The organism is Providencia sp., from assembly GCF_052096715.1.
GTDB lineage: Bacteria > Pseudomonadota > Gammaproteobacteria > Enterobacterales > Enterobacteriaceae > Providencia.
In genome coordinates this window covers 219,996-241,124 of the sequence record NZ_JBQDNB010000004.1, presented here as the reverse complement: position 1 = coordinate 241,124, position 21,129 = coordinate 219,996, and the positions used below count along the sequence as shown (strand labels likewise).

Annotated in this window: 22 protein-coding genes; 7 read left to right on the top strand and 15 right to left on the bottom strand. The window is 36.4% G+C overall.

Going from position 1 to position 21,129, the window contains the following annotated elements; translation table 11 throughout:
- The first annotated feature begins 4 nt into the window (after positions 1-4).
- The 4 genes from ACTH6U_RS05565 (at position 5) to ACTH6U_RS05550 (ending at position 2,449) form a co-directional block, all read left to right on the top strand.
- Positions 5-496, top strand: a complete 492-nt coding sequence (locus tag ACTH6U_RS05565; RefSeq protein WP_441831779.1) for a fimbrial protein — start codon at positions 5-7, stop codon at positions 494-496.
- A gap of 11 nt (positions 497-507) precedes the next feature.
- The gene (locus tag ACTH6U_RS05560; protein ID WP_294101406.1) at positions 508-999 is read left to right on the top strand and encodes a fimbrial protein; all 492 of its coding nucleotides are present in this window, start codon (positions 508-510) and stop codon (positions 997-999) included.
- Positions 999-1,529 (top strand): fimbrial protein, encoded by a 531-nt coding sequence (locus tag ACTH6U_RS05555; protein WP_336428591.1) that lies wholly within the window; start codon positions 999-1,001, stop codon positions 1,527-1,529. Before ACTH6U_RS05560 ends, ACTH6U_RS05555 begins: the two co-directional genes overlap by 1 nt.
- 65 nt (positions 1,530-1,594) lie before the next feature.
- Entirely contained in the window at positions 1,595-2,449 is an 855-nt protein-coding gene (locus ACTH6U_RS05550; protein ID WP_441831778.1) for an MrpH family fimbial adhesin, read from the top strand.
- 104 nt (positions 2,450-2,553) lie between these two features.
- On the opposite strand, the gene ACTH6U_RS05545 is transcribed toward ACTH6U_RS05550, so the two are convergent.
- The 8 genes from ACTH6U_RS05545 to ACTH6U_RS05510 all read right to left on the bottom strand — a co-directional run bounded on the left by ACTH6U_RS05545 (position 2,554) and on the right by ACTH6U_RS05510 (position 11,130).
- Entirely contained in the window at positions 2,554-3,033 is a 480-nt protein-coding gene (locus tag ACTH6U_RS05545; RefSeq protein WP_441831777.1) for a FidL-like protein, read from the bottom strand.
- Positions 3,034-4,032: a winged helix-turn-helix domain-containing protein gene (locus ACTH6U_RS05540; RefSeq protein ID WP_441831776.1), complete on the bottom strand. Its 999-nt coding sequence runs from the start codon at positions 4,030-4,032 to the stop codon at positions 3,034-3,036. It abuts the gene before it with no gap.
- A gap of 461 nt (positions 4,033-4,493) precedes the next feature.
- On the bottom strand, positions 4,494-6,503 hold the full coding sequence (locus ACTH6U_RS05535; protein ID WP_441831775.1) for a TonB-dependent receptor plug domain-containing protein: 2,010 nt from the start codon (positions 6,501-6,503) through the stop codon (positions 4,494-4,496).
- Between the two features lie 134 nt (positions 6,504-6,637).
- Positions 6,638-7,483, bottom strand: a complete 846-nt coding sequence (gene modD / locus ACTH6U_RS05530; RefSeq protein WP_294101414.1) for a ModD protein — start codon at positions 7,481-7,483, stop codon at positions 6,638-6,640.
- On the bottom strand, positions 7,480-8,298 hold the full coding sequence (locus ACTH6U_RS05525) for a class I SAM-dependent methyltransferase (RefSeq protein ID WP_434720933.1): 819 nt from the start codon (positions 8,296-8,298) through the stop codon (positions 7,480-7,482). Before ACTH6U_RS05525 ends, modD begins: the two co-directional genes overlap by 4 nt.
- A complete protein-coding gene (locus ACTH6U_RS05520) occupies positions 8,298-9,077 on the bottom strand; it encodes an ABC transporter ATP-binding protein (RefSeq protein WP_441831774.1) in 780 nt (259 codons plus the stop codon). The genes ACTH6U_RS05525 and ACTH6U_RS05520 overlap by 1 nt, the downstream gene beginning before the upstream one ends.
- Positions 9,074-10,078 carry a FecCD family ABC transporter permease gene (locus ACTH6U_RS05515; RefSeq protein WP_336428601.1) on the bottom strand — a complete coding sequence of 335 codons (1,005 nt, stop codon included), beginning with the start codon at positions 10,076-10,078 and terminating at the stop codon, positions 9,074-9,076. Before ACTH6U_RS05515 ends, ACTH6U_RS05520 begins: the two co-directional genes overlap by 4 nt.
- Entirely contained in the window at positions 10,075-11,130 is a 1,056-nt protein-coding gene (locus ACTH6U_RS05510; protein ID WP_336428603.1) for an ABC transporter substrate-binding protein, read from the bottom strand. Before ACTH6U_RS05510 ends, ACTH6U_RS05515 begins: the two co-directional genes overlap by 4 nt.
- A 202-nt stretch (positions 11,131-11,332) precedes the next feature.
- Between ACTH6U_RS05510 and gntR the strand changes: the two genes are divergently transcribed.
- From gntR to gntU, 3 genes are all read left to right on the top strand, one after another.
- Positions 11,333-12,328: a gluconate operon transcriptional repressor GntR gene (gntR, locus tag ACTH6U_RS05505; RefSeq protein ID WP_434720908.1), complete on the top strand. Its 996-nt coding sequence runs from the start codon at positions 11,333-11,335 to the stop codon at positions 12,326-12,328.
- Between the two features lie 423 nt (positions 12,329-12,751).
- Positions 12,752-13,288: a gluconokinase gene (gntK, locus tag ACTH6U_RS05500; protein ID WP_441831773.1), complete on the top strand. Its 537-nt coding sequence runs from the start codon at positions 12,752-12,754 to the stop codon at positions 13,286-13,288.
- 2 nt (positions 13,289-13,290) lie between these two features.
- Positions 13,291-14,649, top strand: coding sequence for a gluconate transporter (gene gntU, locus ACTH6U_RS05495; RefSeq protein WP_294101424.1), 1,359 nt, complete (start codon positions 13,291-13,293; stop codon positions 14,647-14,649).
- A gap of 84 nt (positions 14,650-14,733) precedes the next feature.
- Here gntU and ACTH6U_RS05490 read toward each other — a convergent pair whose 3' ends face one another.
- The 7 genes from ACTH6U_RS05490 to ACTH6U_RS05460 form a co-directional block, all read right to left on the bottom strand.
- Positions 14,734-16,230 (bottom strand): ATP-binding cassette domain-containing protein, encoded by a 1,497-nt coding sequence (locus ACTH6U_RS05490; RefSeq protein ID WP_441831772.1) that lies wholly within the window; start codon positions 16,228-16,230, stop codon positions 14,734-14,736.
- A 174-nt stretch (positions 16,231-16,404) separates the two neighbouring features.
- Positions 16,405-16,719 (bottom strand): hypothetical protein, encoded by a 315-nt coding sequence (locus tag ACTH6U_RS05485; protein ID WP_441831771.1) that lies wholly within the window; start codon positions 16,717-16,719, stop codon positions 16,405-16,407.
- Positions 16,706-17,182, bottom strand: coding sequence for a hypothetical protein (locus ACTH6U_RS05480; RefSeq protein ID WP_336428609.1), 477 nt, complete (start codon positions 17,180-17,182; stop codon positions 16,706-16,708). Before ACTH6U_RS05480 ends, ACTH6U_RS05485 begins: the two co-directional genes overlap by 14 nt.
- Positions 17,183-17,186: 4 nt before the next feature.
- Positions 17,187-18,437 carry an HlyD family efflux transporter periplasmic adaptor subunit gene (locus ACTH6U_RS05475; RefSeq protein ID WP_441831770.1) on the bottom strand — a complete coding sequence of 417 codons (1,251 nt, stop codon included), beginning with the start codon at positions 18,435-18,437 and terminating at the stop codon, positions 17,187-17,189.
- Complete coding sequence (locus tag ACTH6U_RS05470) at positions 18,427-19,650, bottom strand: TolC family protein (protein WP_441831769.1); 1,224 nt, start codon at positions 19,648-19,650, stop codon at positions 18,427-18,429. The genes ACTH6U_RS05475 and ACTH6U_RS05470 overlap by 11 nt, the downstream gene beginning before the upstream one ends.
- Positions 19,651-19,653: 3 nt before the next feature.
- Entirely contained in the window at positions 19,654-20,571 is a 918-nt protein-coding gene (locus ACTH6U_RS05465; RefSeq protein ID WP_441831768.1) for a hypothetical protein, read from the bottom strand.
- Entirely contained in the window at positions 20,522-20,983 is a 462-nt protein-coding gene (locus tag ACTH6U_RS05460) for a hypothetical protein (protein WP_294101443.1), read from the bottom strand. Before ACTH6U_RS05460 ends, ACTH6U_RS05465 begins: the two co-directional genes overlap by 50 nt.
- Between the last annotated feature and the right edge of the window lie 146 nt (positions 20,984-21,129).

The following is a 21,129-nucleotide window of genomic DNA, read 5'->3' as shown; positions in this document are numbered from 1 at the left end:
CGTTATGATGCCCATTAAGAAGTTAACTCAGGTATGTTTGTTTTTACTGGCCTTAAATGCCACAGGTGCATTTGGATTCTCAGGGTTTTTATACGTTGAGGTTAAAGGGGAAGTATTAGCAAGACCATGTTCAATTAATGGTGGGCAGACAATTGAAATTGATTTTGGTGATGTTATGACAACACGTGTCCAAGATGAATTTTATAAACAACCATTTGCCTATACTGTCACCTGCAAGGATGGTAGCAAGCCTAAGCTTAATATTTTCGTTGACGGAGTAGCAGCAACGTTTGATCAGCGTCTGTTAAAAACTAGTGTGAATGAATTAGGTGTACTTTTTAAAGCGGACACTAATGATTTTCCACTTAAGAGTAGGCGTAGTTTTAGTTTTGCTAATCCTCCTGCATTAGCTGCTGTTTTAGTTAAAAAAAGTGGTGCCGAGTTGCCTGCAAAAAGCTTTACCGCCAATGCAACACTTAAAGTTGAATATCAATAAGGGTGAGAGATATGCAAAACATGACTAACATTGTTGGTATAGCCTTATTGATGCTTCTATCTTTTGTTTCAATAGCAAAAGATAACGAAACTGCTATTACAATTAAAGGTAATTTGATTACACCACCACCTTGTCGTATTGATGATGGGAAAGAAATTGAAGTTGATTTTGGCAATGTTTCAATAAAATCAATTCAAGGTAACGATCAAAAACGACAAGTTAATTATCAGATTCAATGTGAAGAAAACAAAAATAATTGGGCGATGTACTTAATGCTTAGCGGTGTTAAAAGCACTTTTGATATTAATGGATTAAGTACAGGTGTTGATAATCTAGCAGTTAAGTTTCAATTAGCGGATAAAGAATTAGATCTTGGCAAAAAATATCTCATTAACCCAAGCTCTCCAGGTATTCTTTGGGCTGTATTAGTTAAAAATGGTAACAGTGAATTAAATACGGGTGATTTTGTCGCCAATGCCACATTACTTGTGGAGTATCAATAATGAAAAGTAAAATTTTGTTTATTGCGCTATTCGGATTTCTTGCAAGTCATCTCTCTTTAGCCGCCACCAATAATGTCAAAGTGAAAGGATCGCTGGTTAATGCACCTTGTGTCGTGATGCCCGCTGATAAGAATGTGGAAGTCGATTTTGGTGATATTCGATTGTTAGATATTTATGACTCTAGCTTTCAGTTTCCAAGAAAGGAACTTACTCTAGTTTTGTCTAACTGTGATTTAACTATCGCCAAGAAAATGAAAGTTAAATTCTCAGGTGCTGAACATAATCAATTATTAGGTTTTTTAGCATTAAGTGGTACTGATAATCAAGGTTTAGGTATTGGTGTTGAATTAGTCGATGGGACCGCCGTTAAAATTAATCAATTTTCATCTTTGCTTCCGTTAATACAAGCGGGGAAAAATGAACTGAGATTTAATACCTTTTTAAAGGCAACACCAGAGTCCATTAGCAATAAGCAAATTAAAGCTGGGCATATTGTCGCCACAGCAACTTTTCTATTTGAATATGAATGATTTCATTCTCAACATTCCATATCGTGTTGGAATTAGATGTTTAACTAAATAAAAAGAGAACTGAAATGGGAAAAAGAATACAGCAGTTATTATTTGTACCGTTATTTTTTATAACTTTTTTTAGTTATGCTTCAACTTATTTTTCCTATGTGGAAGAAGTTGTTAGCAGCGGTAGTAGCCATAAGTATTATTTTCAATTTGATTATTGGAAAGCCAGTTCTCCAACGGAAGGTAACCCTTGTGTTTCTGTCTTGGGAGCTGATGGTGCTAAAAAATGTTATTTTACAATAAACCATTTGCACTCAGGTAAAGACACAGGTGGTGTTACGTCACGTATAGCATGGGATTGTCGTATTAATTTTGCAACCTATAGAACAATGGAAGCCATTATTGCCGATGCAAGGGACCAATGTGGACTAACTTTTCCTAAAACAGGAATGAGTGAACATAGTGGGACGATTAAAACAGACGAATGTGTTGGGATTTTTTTAGGGGATAAGCAACGTGATGGGTTATCTAAAATGTTACCGGGGGGAATTTGCGGTATTGCCCCACCACCTGCGGGTAAATGTTATTTTGCGTCTGTCGAGAATAATACACTTGAGCTCGATCATGGAAGTTTGAATGCAGATGAACTCAATGGTAATACGGTATCAAGTATGTTCAGTATTTTGTGTAATCAGGATATGGGCGTGAGAGTATCTTCAAACTTGCAGCAAAATTATGTCAGCTTACGTCCTAATAATGAATTACAGTCTATGGTTACGCTTAATGATCAACCTGCGTCAGTGGGGGTTCTTGTCTCCGCCCGAGCTAACAGAGGTACGCCAATAATAGTTAAATCTATATTAAGAACAAGTGGCTCAGTAGCACCTGGTAAATTTAGTGGTCGTATTACCCTCGTTATGACTATTCCATGATCTAGTCAGCAGAAAAGTTTTGTATTCATCCGTTTTCCCATGTTGACGGTTTTGCCTACTTAAACGTAATTGTTGGTAGGCTTTTTTTTCAATTTATTTTGATGTTATTTTTCTACATGACATGTAAAAGAAGAATAAGCTTCATCTTTTAGAATATAAATATTGTCTTCCATTCTTGTAATGTTGACATAATACTTTATTTTATCTTGTTCTAATTGAATGAAGTTTGAGAATAAATCATCGGGAGTATTATCAGAGGTTGTAATTGATGAAGAGGTGAAATTAACTGCATAGTTACCTTTTTTATCAACAGGTTGATAATTAAAGTAAATTGCTCTATCTAATCGGTAGGTTGCATCTTTATCTTTAATATAGCCGTAAACATTGATTCTGCCTTGATTATCATTGGATGTCAGTATACTCATTTTTGACTTTAAACTGATGCCGTCTGGCGTGCCATTATCTTTAATCCACACAACTTCAGAATGACAAATTTTTATATTGTCATTTCTTTTATTTACGACGGCAGCTGAAACTAAAGCAGTGGTGACAACAATAATGGATGCGGCAATATATTTTTTCATTTAAATTCTCTGGTCATTAATTGATATACAATCATATTTATTGTTTTTTTCTTTACAGATACTGATAGCAATATTTTTATCAAATGAGTAAGTATAGTTTAAATCAGATAAAATAATAACGCGTTTTGGTTCATCACAAGATATATTATATTTTTCTAGTTTTTTATTAACAAAATTTATATTATCGCTTGTTGTTTTTCCTACCATGTCAGTCGGGGTTTGTATTATACAATTATCTCTTTTACTTACAGTAAGATAACTTTTCCCTACAATATTATCCTCTACTGGTGAATCGAATAACATATAAATTGAAGTTAAAATCACTATTATTGAAAAGCTTAATAATAGAGCTCGGGCTATTTTTTTCTTGTTACTGTTTATGATGACGTGTTGTTTATCATCAGAAAAAATATTGTCGTTTTCAATACTTTCATGTGAGGCGTTTTTAATTTTAATAGATTGATTTTCTATGATTTTTTGTTCTGTAGGATTTTGTTCCGCATTATGTGTTTCAGGTTCAATCAATAAATGTACGGGGGGTGTCTCTGCTTTTAATAGTGGAGGGGGTGGAAGATTATCATAAAAATCTAATTTATCATCATGCTGGGTATTAAATTCTTCACATAGAATTGTGTTATCACTATCTTCCATCTCAAATTTAGAGAGATGGCTATCAATACGAAATCCTTTTTTAGGGACAGTGACAATAGATTTAGGATCAATACCCACAATTTCGAGTTTTTTTCGTATCTCGCTGATATAAGTGTTTAAATTATTATTTGAGCCGACAAGTCCATATTCTTCCCATACATTTGTGAGAAGCTCATCTCGAGTTGCAATTCCTTTTTTCATATTTAATAAAATAATCTCATTAAATAATCGAGCGGCAGGTTTTGATAATTCAATGTTTTGATTTTGGTCATCTTTCAGGTAGATACGACTTGTTTTTTGTTCAAAAACAAATTTATTATCGATAGTGTAATCATGTTCTTCAATCATAAATTTTGTGTGCTCTCTAATTTAAAATGGCATAGCAGAGTCACTAAAACCTAGTGCTCAGTTTAAGTTAAATTTTATTTTTTGATAAATTAATTTTTATATTTTATTGTTATTTATATAGTCTAAATAGGGAACCGATTAACTGCAAGTATTGAGCGATGAGCTTTTTTGTAGACTAGTAGCAAATTTATTGAATTGAATGGTTTAGTGTTATTTTAATCTATATATTTTGCTATTGTTAGCTTTTAATTGATGCGATTGATTGCGTTCTGGGTGAGGAAGATATAATAATCTATAAATGGCTAATATTTTCGTTTGAAATGTTGATTATGGGAATAATCCTAGGTAATTGTACTTGCTTTATTTCTTGTTTACATCATTTCTATTATTTTAATAATGTTTTTCTCTATTATGTGTACTGATAGGTAAGGAAAAGAATCCTTACCTATCTTAATTAAGCTTTAGTATTTATATTCTAAACCTAGCCAATAGTTTCGGCCTTCTTCAATATATCCATCAGTATATTCATATGATTTATCAAATAAGTTGTTTGCTGAGGTATTAACAGATAAGCCATGACCTAAATTATAATCTAAACGCAAATCTGTTTTTGAAAATCCGCGAACTTTGTCTTCACTATCAATATAATTGAATGCCCAGCTTCTTGCTTCTTCAGTCACGGTTATGCTAAGTGGTTCATAAGGTGTGAATTTAATCCATGCGAAGGCTTTATGAGTGGGTAATTCGGAGACGTGACGGACGCTGTCATGCTTTGGATCTGCGTGAATATAACTGTAGTTTAAGCCCGCTTCCAACCAATCCGTAAATTGGCCTGTCGTGCCTACATCAATTCCAGCATAATTAACTTTTCCACTATTACGATTTTGTAGTAAATCGCCACCTTTGGGATTATCACCGATATGATGGGCCATAATGGCATCTGTAACTTGGTTATAGTAAGCACTGGTCGTATATGACCATAGTGGAGAAATGTGGCCTTTGTAAGTTAAATCATAGGTAAGTGCTCGTTCAGCATCAAGATGTGGGTTAATGATAAAGCTATCATTGTTTTTCATCTTATTAGTCGTGTAGCGTTCTTTCTGGGTTGGGAAGCGACTTCTATCTGATACAGAAAATTGTACAGTATCATCATTTTCTAAGTGATAGCGGGCCATAACTTCCCAATTGAAGGCACGTTGACGGTTATCATCATAGGTTTCAACACCCGTGACAACATTGTTTTTATTATATAGATAGCGTCTGCCATCATCGCTACTACGCCAGTCATAGCCAATTCCTCCGATAATATCGAGTTTGTCGGTTGCAACCCATTGGTATTCTGTCGCCACTGACCAAGTTTGGTCTTTATAGCGGTCAAAAGGGACAACTTTGTTACTACGAGAACGGTGAACATCTTCTTTCCAATGCCCTGCAAATGACAGCATATCCAGTTCACGTACAGTGAAATCAACTCGCATATCAGCGCCATTGCTGTAGTCATCATAACGACTGTAGTTATAGGTACCATTTTTGTAATCTTTTACTGATTTGTATTGGTGTAAGGTATTTTTAAATGAATCGTGATACAAGCGGCTTTGCAGTGCGATGTCGTTTGTGATCTGAGTTGTTCCATTGAAGTAAATACTTTCTTTATCATATGCAGGCCATTGCCAAATTTGTTGCTTGGCGTTGTTTACATCTGGAGCACTATTTTTATCACCGTCTTGTTTGATGTAGGTGACTACATATTCGTCTGTTTCGCGAGGTGTCCAGCCCATTTTTAACATCAAGCGCTTGTCATCAGTGGCTGAATTGGTACGTCGGCCATCGCTGCCGGCTAATGGATTATTATTTTCGCTATTTGGTAGTCCCATAAAGCGTTGTTTGTATTGGCTACCGCTGACTTGGATAAAACCGAGGTCATTACGCCCACCCAGACGTGCGCTGACGTTATGCGCATTGTCTGCACCGCGAGCAAAGCCTTGATTGAGGCTGATGTCAGCTTCAAATGGTTTTTTAGGCGTCGCTGTGGTTAAGTTAATTGCACCGCCCATTAAATTTGGCCCTTGTAGCAATGAGGTATAGCCAGTAGAAAGTTCCACACTGGATAACTCACTGGTCATGAAACGACCAAGGTCAAGCGTGCCGTCATAAGGTACGTAAGTTGGGATGCCGTCGAAAAATATTGGAACTTGGCGGCTATCAAAACCACGGACGTTCACTTGGGTTTCATTGCGATTCCCTGATTTTTGGATAGCCACACCCGGCAAGGTACTTAGCGCTTGTGCAACGTTTGTTTTATTAAGCTGTTTCATTTGAGATTCAGTGATGACATTTGCGTCAGCTGCGAGAGGGGTACTCCACACCGACATGACATCACGATTTTTTTCGGTCTTTACATCACTTGCAGCATGACCTTGTGCTGTGAATAAAGCCATCCCGACTAAATAGGTTATTTGTTTTATTTTCATTATTGATTTCCAGTTTTGTTTTTTACTTATGATATCGATGTATAATTTTATATATAACGAGTTGTGCGTTTAAATAAATGAAAAAATAACCAGCTCTGTTAGCTAGGCTATTTTTTCAAATGGTGTTTTAGTAATTATTGTTTGAATATATGAACTTTTATATCTCTCGGCGCAGCATAGTAAGGGGCTGAAGTTACTAACAGAGAAACGCCTGTCTGTGCATACTCAGCGATAGTTTGTAGATTGATACCGCCAGCAATCGAAAGACGGCATGATTTATTCTGGGCTCGGATAATCGATTGTAATTGCTCAATTTGCTTTGTAGGCAACTTATCTAATTGAATAATATCGGCTCCAGCTTCAATAGCTAACACCGCTTGCTCGCGATTATCTGCTTCAACAATAATTTGTTTTTCTGGTGCGGCTGTTTTTAAAGTTTGTATATGAGACCGCCAATCATTTGGTTCCGTTAAGCAATTTCGATGATTAGTAAACAGCAAAATACTTTCTGCACTGCCAGCCCTATGTATGATGGCGCCACCTGCAATAATTGCAGTGAGTGCAAGAGGTTTGGTATTAGGGATAGTTTTACGAGTACAAGCTAATTGTCCATCAGGTTGATATTGCTTTAAAATATTGACCATTTGATGGGTATAGTGGCTGATGCCACCACACCATTCTAGTATATTTTGTACTGCTTTCCAGCCTTGGTGCAGAGCTTCAACGGTACCTGACGCACGGATCAACAGGCTTTGAGGCTCGACAATTTGACCATCTTGAAAGAAGCATTGGGTACTGATACCAAGTTTTGCCAACATGCGTTCAGCAATCGCAATGCCACTCACACAGCCGCCTTCTTTTGAGGTAAATGTCATGGTGCCTTGTTGTGAATGCAATCCAAGGGAGCGGGTTGTGAGATCCCCATACTGAATATCATCCAAGAGCAGTTGGTCAATTAATGAGTCAGGTAAATAAATCATAAGGTGAGTTCCGATTCATTAATAACGTCCCAAGAGACCATTGCCCAATCACGAGATGGGTAGGGGATTTGTTTGCCTGAAGCAGTTTGCGCATCGTAATAATGGCGGAGTTTTTCAGTTTCCTCAGCGGTAAGGTTTTTTAACGACCAATTTACGCTATCGGCAAAAGCGGCAAAGCTGTCGAAGCCACTTTTAGTGGGATTTTTAATAAAATCGACGCGGGCATGAATACCTAGCTGATGCAGAATATTCACGGCATAAATATAAGTGGGGAGCCTAATAACTTCACGGCCAATTTCGCGAATAATATTTTCATCAATAAAGGTTGGATTGACCGTGTGGGTGGTGTAAACCCGTAAATTAGTTTGACGGTTAAGTTTTAATAACGCTGTTTTTAAGTCATCAACCAATGTTGAGCGTGAAGCGACGGCGATATCAAATTTCGGGAGCGCTTCCCAGCTGTCTTCCCATGCTAATTTCTTAAAGCTCGCATTATGGATATCCATTTCGTTTGCGCGCTGTTGAGCCATTTCAATCATGCCACCGCTGTAGTCGATACCCATAACTGATTGAAATTGGTTTGCGAGACATAAGCTCACTGAACCGGGTCCACAACCCACATCCAATAAAGTTTGTGCGCCAGTAAAGTCCATCAATTCACGAAAACGTAATAAATAAGGATCATTTGGATTGGCACAATTTTGTGCCATTTGCTGCGCTTTTTTATCCCAATGTTCAGGTTCTTTACGCGAGCGCTGAGCTTGCTGCATATGTTGTTGGTACATGTGTGCAAAATTTAACTGGTGAATTAACATCATTTTTGGCCTTCACAAATCAAGGTTGATGGAAGCTGGAAATGAGCCATGATACTTTGCTCATCCACTGAATAGAGTGCTGACAAGTTAGTGAGTGTTAACATACTTTTTGATGTACCTTGTCTAGCTTGTTGGTGTTTATCAAGCAAAATAACATTATCAGCAATGGCCGCAGCGTGCTGCGGGTGATGGGTGGACATAAATATGGTGATGCCATGGGCTTTTAATTGTTCTATTTGCTTGAGTAGGCGAATTTGGTTACCAAAGTCGAGGCTTGCTGCTGGCTCATCCATAATCAATAATAATGGGTTTTGGATTAAGGCTCTAGCAATCAATACGAGTTGTTTTTCACCCCCACTAAGTGTGCTATATAGGCGTGAAGAGAGGTGTTCGACACCTAACTTATTGAGTTGTTGGATGGCTAAGGTTTTCTCTTTCTCGCCGGGTAGTGAAAATAAAGAAATATGCGGCGTGAGTCCCATAACCACCATATCAATAACGGTGAACGTAAATGGGGTATCGTGAGCTTGAGGTACGTAAGCAATCACTTTCGCGATGTCTAGCTGTTTTAGCGAATTAATTGATTTATTTTTTAAATAAATATCACCACAAATGGCAGGAAGAAGGCCTAAAATGGTCTTCATTAATGTGGTTTTTCCGCAACCGTTAGCACCCAATAGGCAAGTAATCGCACCTTTGGGCAACGTAAGATTAATTCCCTCAATAATGGCTTGGTGATGATAGCCAATAGAGACATTTTTAAGGGATAGAATCGTCATTTAACCCGCCTTGTTTGCAATAAAATAGCTAAAAAGAAGGGGGCGCCGACAGCGGAGGTCAAAATTCCGAGCGGAAGCTCTATCGAAGCAATGGTGCGAGCCAGTGTATCGGTAATAAGCAACATGATTGCACCAATAATCATTGATGCGGGCAGCTGATAGCGAAAGTTAGCACCCACTATCATTCTGGTGATGTGTGGCACGATCAATCCTATCCAACCAATGATACCGGCAATAGAAACGGCACTGGCGGTAATTAGTGTGGCAGAAACGATAAATACTGCGCGGATTAAGCTCACATTAACCCCGAGGCTTTTGGCTTCTTCATCGGATAAGCTGAGTAAATTCATTCGCCAGCGTAATAAAAGCAATGGAATGATACCAATAACCATTAGAGGTAAAACCGCAATCAAATCTTCTTGGGTAATTGAAGATAATCCCCCTAATAACCAAAAAGTAATTGAAGGAAGTTGGGTATAAGGATCGGCTAATATTTTCATCAGTGAAATCGCGGAGCCACAAAGGGCGCTGATAGCGACACCGACTAAAACAAGCGACAAAATAGGGTCATGTTGACGGGCAAATCGAGCAATAAAGCAAACCAGAGCAACAGTAATAAGCCCACCAACGAATGCAGCGAGTTGGATATAAATTAAGGATTGACCAAAGAAAATGCCAATCACCGCCCCCACGCCTGCACCTGCTGAAACCCCTAAAATATCCGGTGAGACCAGCGGGTTACGAAACATACCTTGATAAGCCGCTCCAGCAATCGCCAATCCGCCACCAATTAAAATGGCCGCAAGTGTGCGCGGAAAACGAATTTGCCAAAAAACGGTTCCGTTGCGCGGGTCATCACTTGTGGCTGATGCAGTAAACTCATTGGTAAATAAATGATATAGCTCTTCAAGGGAGAGCGAATATTTGCCATTTGTCAGTGCAATAGTGAGGCTGATAAGTAAAATAATCAGCAGCAATAGGCGTTTTACTGTGCCATTCATGACATTTCCATTAGCTGGGTTATTTGTGCATCAGTCAGTAGTGAATGGTAAAATAAGTCATAAAATTGCTGAATATCTTGCCGAATTGTTTCTTGGATTTTTTTATCAAAATGGCTTTGTAACCTGCGCATACCTAAAAGACGATTTATGCCAGGAGGGCCATCAATCCAACCAAAAGGAACGCCACTAAAGACATATAGTTGACGAGATTTGATGGCATTCAAACCTGTCCATAGTGATGAGGTGTTGATGAATTCAACGGCTTCATTATATTGAGTTATAATGATGTCAGGGTTCCAGTCATACAGCTGTTCCATAGAAACTTCAGTGAGCCCACTAAAACCAGGGATGTCGGCAACATTGCGTAACCCGAGGATTTCAATTGCTTCAGTATGAATTGAGCCTTTAGTGCCTGTTTGTAACCCTTTCGCCCCTCTTGCAAGATAAAAACTGAGGGGTTTAGTTTGCTCAGTTTTAGGCAATTGATTCTGTTGTGCAAATTGAGTGGCATCAGATAAATACTGCTCGGCAAGGAAACTGAGCTTTTCAGCTTGCGGCTCCACGCCGAGTATCTCACCGAGCTGGCGTAATTGCTGCGGGGAATCTTGCAAACTACCCGCGATTAATAAATAAGGAACACCAGTCTGTTTTGCGACCTTTTGTGCTTGAGAACGGTAAGTTTCATCAATATTGCCAGTATCAATAATTAAATCTGGACGGTAAGACAATAATTTTTCTAGGGAAAGTGTGCTGCCACGCCCTGCTAGTCGACCATAAATGGGAAGATTAAGCCATTGCTGAGCAAAGAACCCTGTATCGCCTTTTTTCAGTGAAATAGAGGAAAACCCAACCATTTTTTCAGGGGCGAGAGCGAAAAGAAGCAAGTCAGATGGAGGTCCCGCACTGATAACACGCTGAATTTCAATAGAAATAGGGCGCTTACCAAAGAAAGCTTCTTCGATTTTGCTATGCGTTTTGGCAAAACTAGGTAAGCAGTAAAATGCGCTAAGGGTAACGCAGGACTTAATAAAGTGTCTTCGATTGATTGCCATAGTACGTGATTATCATTGCGCTGTATTTATTGGTATATAGCGCGAAAATTAACGGAGTCATGGCTGAGAGTCAACTATAAAAGTGGGGTTGTTAGAAAAAATCGACAGTTATGTGATGTAAATCAGGAACAAAGATTGCTATCCGGAAAAAGATAGCAGACCATAGCGATAGAAATGGTGCATTGTTGATTATATTGGATATATGAAGAATAGAAGACCCTCTTTGCAGGATGTTGCCGATCGTGTCGGTATCACAAAAATGACTGTGAGTCGCTTTTTACGAAACCCTGAACAAGTTTCTGAATCACTGCGTGGTAAAATTGCCCAAGCAGTTGATGAACTTGGTTATATTCCGAATAAAGCGCCCGATATTTTATCCAATGCAACTAGCCATGCCATTGGAGTATTGCTTCCTTCATTGACTAACCAAGTCTTTGCGGAAGTGATCCGCGGAATTGAAGCTGTTACCGACAAACATGGTTATCAAACAATGTTGGCTCACTATGGTTATCTGCCAGAAAAAGAAGAAGAACGTTTAACATCGTTACTTTCTTATAATATTGATGGCGTTATTTTAGCAGAGCGAACGCATACCGACCGCACACTTCGGATGTTAAAAACCGCAGGTATTCCTGTTGTCGAAATCATGGATAGCGTCTCTCCTTGTTTAGACATTGCTGTAGGGATTGATAATTTTGAAGCATCTCGCCAAATGACGCATGCCATGATTGCTCGTGGTTGTCGAAAAGTGGTTTATATAGGTGCACGTTATGATGAAAGAACCTTTATTCGTCTAAAAGGTTATGAACAAGCGATGCTTGATGCCAAGCTTGAGCCGCGTAATGTGATGACGCAAGAGAGTTCCTCTTATTCGTTGGGCGCGCAATTACTACACAGTTGCAAAGAAAAGTATCCCGATACCGATGGGCTATTTTGTACCAATGATGACCTTGCAATCGGGGCAATTTTTGAATGCCAACGCTTAGGCATAAATGTTCCGAAGGATCTAGCAATATCAGGCTTTCACGGCCATGATGTCGGCCAAGTTATGACGCCAAAGCTCGCCAGTATTTTAACCCCTCGTGACCAAATGGGTCGCAAAGCAGCGGAAATGCTGTTGGCTCGAATGTCAGGTAAGAAGGTGGCGGCGACGCATTTTGATGTGGGGTTTTTTCTTCTAACAGGCGAAAGCATCTAATTTTATCCGTCATATTTCGCGCTGTAGCATTGTTGCCTGCACTCGCTAACTCTAGTCACATACTTGTGTATGCTCCCAGAGCTTAGCTCGATTGGCGCCTAGCCACAACACGAATTATTTAGGATAAAGATCAGGTTATAATATGAATTATTAATTCATATTACTTAGGGTGTTTTATTTGTAATGTTTTAAAGTTTTAAAAATAAAAATATTTCTTATCTTTAAGAATTATTGAAAATTTATATCTTGGCATCCTCTATATTATTGCGATAACTATCACAGAACTGTTTTTTTCTTCGCCAATTTAATTGCTAAATAATGCCCTACTGATGATAATGTTACCCGTAACTTGTTACCGGTAACATTTGTATCGGTTTATAAATAAAAATAGATAAGACCATTTTAATACCTGAGGAGTTTCCTATGAGTGATACCCAAAATCAAAACTATACATTTGTCTTAATGGGGGTATCGGGTAGCGGTAAATCCGCGGTTGCTAACGGTGTCGCACAACAATTAAATGCGGCTTTTTTAGATGGCGATTTTTTGCATCCTAAAACGAATATCTTAAAAATGGCGTCAGGACAGGCATTAAATGATGATGACCGTAAACCTTGGTTAGTTGCACTTAATAGTGCGATTTTCGCGATGCAAAGAACCAATGCAGTTTCTTTAGTAGTTTGTTCTGCGTTGAAAAAAAGTTATCGCGATATTTTACGAGATGATAATAAAAATCTTTATTTTATCTACTTGAAAGGTGATGCGATTGTCATCGAAGAGAGATTGAAAGCGCGTAAAGGGCATTTTTTCAAACCCGAAATGTTGAAATCCCAATTTGATACGTTACAAGAACCAAGTGCAGAAGAAACAGATGTTCATGCTGTTGATATTCGTCCATCTTTAGAAGATGTGATTGCGAACACCTGCTCTGCAATTCGTCATGTTATGACTGAGGGCTGACCATGAACACAACTGTTGAAACATTAAGCACCATGACATTGGTATTGACCGCTGTAGGTTCGGTCGTTTTACTTTTATTTTTAGTGATGTACGCGCGTTTACATGCATTTGTTGCATTAATGATAGTCTCTATCGGTGCTGGTCTATTTTCCGGTATGCCAGTACAAGATATCACTGAAACAATGCAAAAAGGCATGGCAGGTACACTCGGTTTTCTGGCTATTGTTGTCGCACTCGGTGCTATGTTTGGTAAGATTTTACATGAGACCGGTGCGCTTGATCAGGTAGCAAATAAGCTTCTGAATCTTTTTGGTGAGAAGCGAGCGCACTATGCGGTCGGTGTGGCTGGATTAATTTGTGCATTACCACTTTTTTTCGATGTGGCAATTGTTTTATTGATTGGTGTTGTTTTTGCGGTAGCAAATCGTACGGGCCACAACGTTGTTCGCCTTGCTATACCACTATTTGCTGGGGTTGCGGCGGCTGCGGCATTCCTATTGCCGGGACCAACGCCTATGTTAGTGGCCTCACAAATGGGGGCTGATTATGGTTGGATGATCTTAATTGGTCTTTGCGCTGCGATCCCAAGTATGATTTTAGCGGGTCCTTTTTTCGGTAGTTTTATCAGTAAATTTGTTCATATTGATATTCCTGCGGATTATCAGGCACCAAAAACAGAACAAGGTAGAATGCCGAGTTTTGCATTCAGCTTATGTTTAGTGCTATTCCCACTCGTGTTAGTTGGCTTAAAAACGATTGGTACACATTTAGTTGAGAAAGGTTCAAATCTAGAACATTGGCTAGAGTTTATTGGTCATCCATTTACTGCATTATTATTAGCTTGTTTGTTAGCTATCTATGGTTTGGGATTCCGTTACGGCTTGAACAAAGAAAAAGTAATGGAGATTTGTTCAGCTGCAATTCAACCTGCTGGTATTATCCTGCTTGTTACCGGTGCTGGTGGCGTATTTAAACAAATTTTAGTGGACTCCGGCGTAGGCCCTGCGTTAGGGGATTCGTTGATTGGTGCAGGTTTACCAATTGCTATCGCGTGTTTTGTATTAGCGGGGGCTGTCCGTGTCATCCAAGGATCTGCGACTGTGGCTTGTTTAACGACGGTCGGTTTAGTTTTACCTGTGATTAGTGAGCTAGGTTATTCTGGTGCTCAGTTAGCGGCTTTAGCTATTTGTATTTCGGGTGGATCTTTGATCCTCAGTCATGTTAATGACTCAGGGTTTTGGTTGTTTGGTAAATTTACAGGTGCAACTGAGGCTCAAACATTAAAAACTTGGACTGTAATGGAAACTATTTTAGGTACTACGGGGGCGATTGTGGGAATGATTTTCTTTGCATTCTTATAACCCTGTTCTAGAGAGTATTAAAAATTAGCTGAGTTAAACTCTTTAAATTAGAACGCCTACTGTTAAGTAGGCGTTTTTTGCTTATTACCCTAGGGTGATTTTAGGAATAATAATTTCATTGTACCGTTGTGCAATATTAATGGATTTAACGTTGCCTGAGGATAACGCAATATGCCGTGTAAAAAATGGCGTTAATCCTACGTCGTGGGTAGAAAAGAAAATAATCGCATTATCTAGTTCAAATTCTTTTTTCATTAAATTAAGAAATTCGAGTGCATCATGGGATGCCATAAATGAAGTAGACTCATCGAGAAAGATAATTTCTGGTTTCTTGAGTAATGTAAGTGCAAGCTGTAATTTTTGCTTTTCACCAGTAGAGGCGGCGACATCATTAATTAAGGTATCATCCAAAGTTTCTTTACTAATGGGTAAGGTTGGGCAACATAACTTGGTGATATGAATAATCATCGAATTATCAAAAACACCGTGGAAATTAAAATTATCACGGATACTGCCATGAATAAATGTCGAGACACCACTGTGGTAGGAAACTTTTTCTGCGAAAAAGCACTGAGAAATTTCATCGATATTGACATCATTGATCGTAATATCACCTGATGAGTGTGCTGATGTGCCACAAAGTGCTTTTATTAATGATGTTTTTCCCGATCCAGAGACACCCGTAATACCAATAATATCGCCTGAATGAGCTTCAATATCGAGCTGATTAATAATGGTCTTACCGTTAATGTTAATCGTAAGATTTTTTGCACTGAAATGCGCCACAGAATCTGTTGTTATGCCATTAACTTTGAAGTGGACCCGTGGGTTAGTTGTTAATTGATTAATGCTCGATTTAATGTGAAATAGATGTGTTTTTACCATAAATAAGCGGTTAATAGCGCCTGTAATGGAACTTGAAAGACGACCATTAATTATCATAACAGCAATCACCGAAGCTAAGCTTAAACTACCATCTCCGATAGCCAAATAGCTGGCTATATACATGACTATCATGGACAAAAATGTATTTACCTTGATAACTTCCATCCAATGATGATTAGCTTCGTTAAGCTTTAATTTTATTTTTTCATCTTCATTAGTTTTTACATTAATATATTGTTTAAAATGAGTATTATTAGCAAAACAAAGCTCGTGCTTTTTTTGTTCTAAGGAGTAGTACATTGCTGATTTTTCATAGTTAAGACTATTAGCGCGTAACATATTTTTATATGAACGAAAACGAATGTGCAAACATAGAAAAATAAACCCTGCATAGTAGGCGAGTAGTAATAGCGAATATAGGCCTAACATGCCAATAATACAAAAGGAAAATAAAATGGCTAATCCAACATCATAAATTATTTGAGGCTTGATTTCCCATAATTGTAAAATAGAGGCTTCTGTTGTTCTGATTTTTATGGAGGCACTTTTACAGCTAGCCTGTTTTAATAAATTGACAAAATAGCGATTAAAAATACCAATGTTAAGCTTTATTTTTTTAATGTTTTGTTCGTGAATAATATGTTTGATAAAAAATTCTAAGCCAATAACGAAAATGAAAATAAAACTGATATACAATAAAGAACTTACAGATTCGCTATAGACTAACCGAGAGTTAAAAAGGTTTGAGTATAATGGCAGTAGCAGCGCAAACACAATTAAAGGTAATGAGAATAAACTAGACTTTGGTGTTAGGTTGAGTAGCGATTGATATATACCATCTTCACTAAGTTTTTTTTCATGAGAAGAAAATTAAAATAAATTTTTACTTTCAATTAGTTGTGGTGTTATAGCTAGTTCGGTTGTTAAGTTAGTCAACTGACCACTTTGATTTTTGATGATAATATATTTTCCATCTTTTATCTCCATAATGAAGAGTAAAGGTAGTTTTTTCTCACTGAAATCAATAATTTGGATATATTGATAAGTAAAGAAATCGTTATCAATAAACTCGTTGATATGATTCAGAATATATTTATTATCATACGAAATTGCAGGAGTGGTAAAAGGCTCTCCTAATATCTTAAAGTATTGGTTAATTATATCATGGAAATTACTTTCTTTCATTTTCTTCACTTTTAAGGAAGCAAGCATTAACACCGTCACTATCTTCAACAGGTTTTAAGGCTTTAATCGAAATGTTCGGTGTGTTTTTTTTAATTAAGATCGTATTATAAATGGTGTAAGTCATCGCGGCATCTAAAGATATATTATTGCCATAGCTGCAATAGACATCAATAGATTTAACTTTATTATTATCAATTAGCTTTAATGTATCATGGCTAAATGTTAATGATTTTATCATGCTATTACCGTTGCCACCTCCATAATTACGGCTATTACTATCGTTATTGCTATTATTGATTTCTGTGGAATCTTCTAGTTTATCGTCTTCAATTCCCATCAATGTAGCTTTTCCTTTATTTTGTTCGGCAGCCATGGTGCTCGATAATACATTGGCAAGAAGTACCGCCATCAATAAGGTCATGGTTGCCACAGCAGCGGATAATGCAGAGATAAAACCTAGCATGGGGTCACCAAACGTTAAATGTAATGTTATCGCTAATTAATGCGGTTAAATAATTAAGAACAGAGATTTTTTTACTTGATATATAGATCATGACAGGCAAGCCATCGTGTTCCGGCAAGATCATCGTATCCTGCTCTGGTGTAATTTGTACGGAATAAAAACGTTCTTGATTCATTTTTTCACGGTCATTAAAGGAGTCAGCACTAATTTTAGTCACTTTTCCGTGAATGATTTTTTTAAATCCAGGGGAATTCACAACTATTTTTGCAGAGAGCTGAAGTGTAATAAAAGGACGGTATTTTGCCAGTATTTTACCTTCAATAACTCTAGCATTTTGTTGTTTTTTAATAACCATTATTAAATTTGATGCTTCAACATATGAGCCTTTTTCTAAATCTTTTTCAATGCTTAATACAATACCATTGGCTGGCGATAACACACTGTTTGCCCTTATCTTATTTCTCAATAGTTCCATCTGCCCACTATTTTCTAATTTCTCTTTTTTGAGTCTATTGAGCTGAGTTTCATTTTCTTGAATCTCATTGATAAGACGAGCAGTATATTTTTTTTCGGACAGTGCGATTTCTCGTAATAATCCTTGAGAATTTAATTCGCCAGTTGTCATAAGGGCATTCGTTCTACTGATATCTGCATTGTTATTCAATTTTTCAATTTCAGGAGCATGTGCATTTTTTAGTAGAATCTCTTTTTTTTTCAAAATATTAATTTGATTTTCTAATTCACTTGATTCTTTAATTTGTGCAATATATTTAGCTCTTAAATTGTTTACTTCCATATGTAATAGAATATATTCATATAATTCTCTGTATGCACTTAATTTTTTGCTTTTTAAGCTACTTGAGACTGAAAAATATTCAGACTCATTACTAATTTCCCCATCAAGAATTTTATTCAACAAATTTTTGTTTTCTTCTAACTCATTAATTTGCTCATTAGAAAAATCGACTAAATTAGTTAATGTTTTTTCTTGATGAAATACATCTAAATTTGTATAGGAAAATAAAATTTGGTCTTTATTTACCTTATCCCCTGTTTTAATATTAAATTGATTGATAAATCCAGATGCAGGGCTTACTATCTCTAATCTATTTGATACCCCAGAGATGATACCTTCCCCTGGTGAAGAAATTTCAATTTTAGCTAATAGTATATAACCGATAAATATAGATGTTATACCAATTAGTATTTTTACTTTTTTAGATAATTGATACAGTTTTTTAAAATTAATTTTCAATTTCGATTAATTTCCCTGTTAAATGGATGTATTCCATCTTATTTTTCATATCTTCGATCATAAGTTCAGCAATGCGTTTCTCCATTGTTAGCATATCAAATAAAGTATTTACCATTTCATAGAAAGAAGATTGCGATATTTCATATTCTCTTTTTTGACTTTTAATAATAGAATGCATCGTTTTACGTTGCTGTTGCAATCCGGATAACTCTGCTGTATTTGAATTAGATATCAATTTTAGATTTTTAATTTTTGCGGCTGATTCCTTATATTTATAATCAGCTTTAGTTTTTGTTGCTTCATATAATTTTAGTTGAGATTTTTCATTGAGTACTTTATCTATATCAAAAACGTTTAACTTTACCTCCATGCCCATGTAAGACTCGTTACGATTTCTGGTTTGATCAAGATACCGTTCTTCGGCGATGAGACTAACATTAAAGAAAGAGTTTTGCTGATAAGCATTTTCTCTCATGGTATCAGCTTGCATACGTAGTATATTATATTCGGTATTTTGCTGAGTATTCTCACTATCAATAATGGTAGATTCTAGGTTTTTTAGTAAGACTTTTGGAATTTTAACACCTTCAAGCGGAAAAATAATTCCCGATGAAAGTTCAACATTTGATTTATATTGTTCAATTTCTCTTTCTATATTTTGTAGTTCTGCTTCAATTCGTTGGATTAACAAAGAAGCCTGTTCTACATCACTGTATTTAGCTATACCACTTTTATATCGATGAGTAATTAGCTTGAAAATATTTTTAGCATCACTATTTAGATTAGCTGTTGTTTTAGTTAGCTCATTGAGATAATAAATTCCAATTAGATTATTAGTTGTAGATGCATAAAGCTCTTCTTTTTCTTTATTTAGTGATAGCTCTGAAACTTTTAATCTTAGGTTTTTTTCATTGAAGCGATGACTTAATGTACTATCATATACCAACGAAGTTGCAGTAATGTTGTTACTTACACTGCTATCACTATTTTTTATTTTTCCTGAAGCTGATATTTTCGGAAGGTAATAATAATCTGTCTGTTTGGCTTTGAGGTTTTCAGCTTCCAACTCTAATGTTTTTATTTTGATCGGGTTTGAGTTTTCTAATACACGATTAATGAAGGAGTGAAAGCTTTCAACATCCTGAGTAGCTATACTATAACTTGATGATAATAGGCCAAATAATAACCCTAAAGTGATATTCTTAGTACGCATGTGCTACTCCATTGATAATAGTGTTAATAATTTTTTTCTGCTTTCAATGGTGTTTTCTTTTAGCCATTGCGTGGTGTGTTCAATTCTTGACATTTCCTCTGATATTTTTTCATTCTCCGTTTTTCGAGTTATTTGTTCTTCCAATAAATAGGTGGTTAATTTTATTTTCCAGTCGTCATCAGCCGTTTTTATTGATTTTAAAACCGATAAATTTTGTTGTGCTGTGGTGCATAAAGTTAAGAGATGTTCTGAAATTTCACTAGCTAGATCGTTATTTTCAGATGTGGAAATCACTTTTTGCGCTATATTTATATTCACTTTTTGTAATGTATTCAGTGTTTCTTGGATATTATTGAGCTCTTCTGTATATGTTGCTGTTTTTTCTTTTATTTTTTTACTTTCTTTTTGATAGAAAAAGTGAAAGAAATTCAAACTTACTAGTAGCAATACTGAAATAGAGACGCCAAGAATGGATGTTAAGAATGCAAAAGACATTGAATTAAGCGCCATAGAGATAGATGAAATCATGGCATTCATTTTCTCTGAAATATCTCCATCCCCTCCAAGTGATGCTGAAATAGCAGTGATCATCCCTGTTAATCCAATAAAAGTACCGATTAATCCTAATGACACAGTTACCGATGCGGATAGCTTTGTTTGGTTTGAAAGGAGTATATAGTTACTTTGCTTATTTTTATTACATAAGCGATGAAATAAAAAAATAATGAGAGGGTAAATATAAATTCCAATCATAGTGTAGCTTATTTCTGGAGCGAGTAGTAAACATTGCTGAATCATTTCTCGTACTGATTGTAATAAAAAACAAGCGAGAAATGTTGCGGCATAAAAAAATAGTCCAAGATAATACATTTTATTTATAATCCCAATAAATACATGAGTTCCAACCTGGGCAATATTCACTTGTTCCTTGTTTTAGAACAACTTCCTTATTAATTCCCAAATTTTTAATTAGTGATGCCATATAAAGAAGGTTATAGGTGCTTTTTTCTTTGCTGTGGCTTATTCGATCATTTATATAACTGCTTATTATTATTTTTTCATTCTTTGACTTTATTATTTCATTGTTTAGTAAGGATATTTCACTATTTGATAAATGAATTCCCCCCTTGAAATAAATTCGTTTTTTTTGTAGGTCTATTTGAGTCTCTTCAAATCTTAATTCACCATAATTAATATAGGTTTCTGCGGTTTTCATTCCGCTAAAAATAAATACCATGGAGACTAAAATTATGATACATAGCGTTCCACTTAACCCATCAACCATAGGTGCTAGTTCTTCATCTGAGCTGTCATCATCATCTTCTTCTATCATTATAGTTTCAATGCCATTATTAATTTAGGTTTATATTATATTCGCTATTTAAATTAACTCACTTGAGTTTAAGCTCAAAAAAAAGGAGTATCAGACCAATTTATGTTAGCTGAAATATTATCGTTAATTAAAGGTATATAATAATT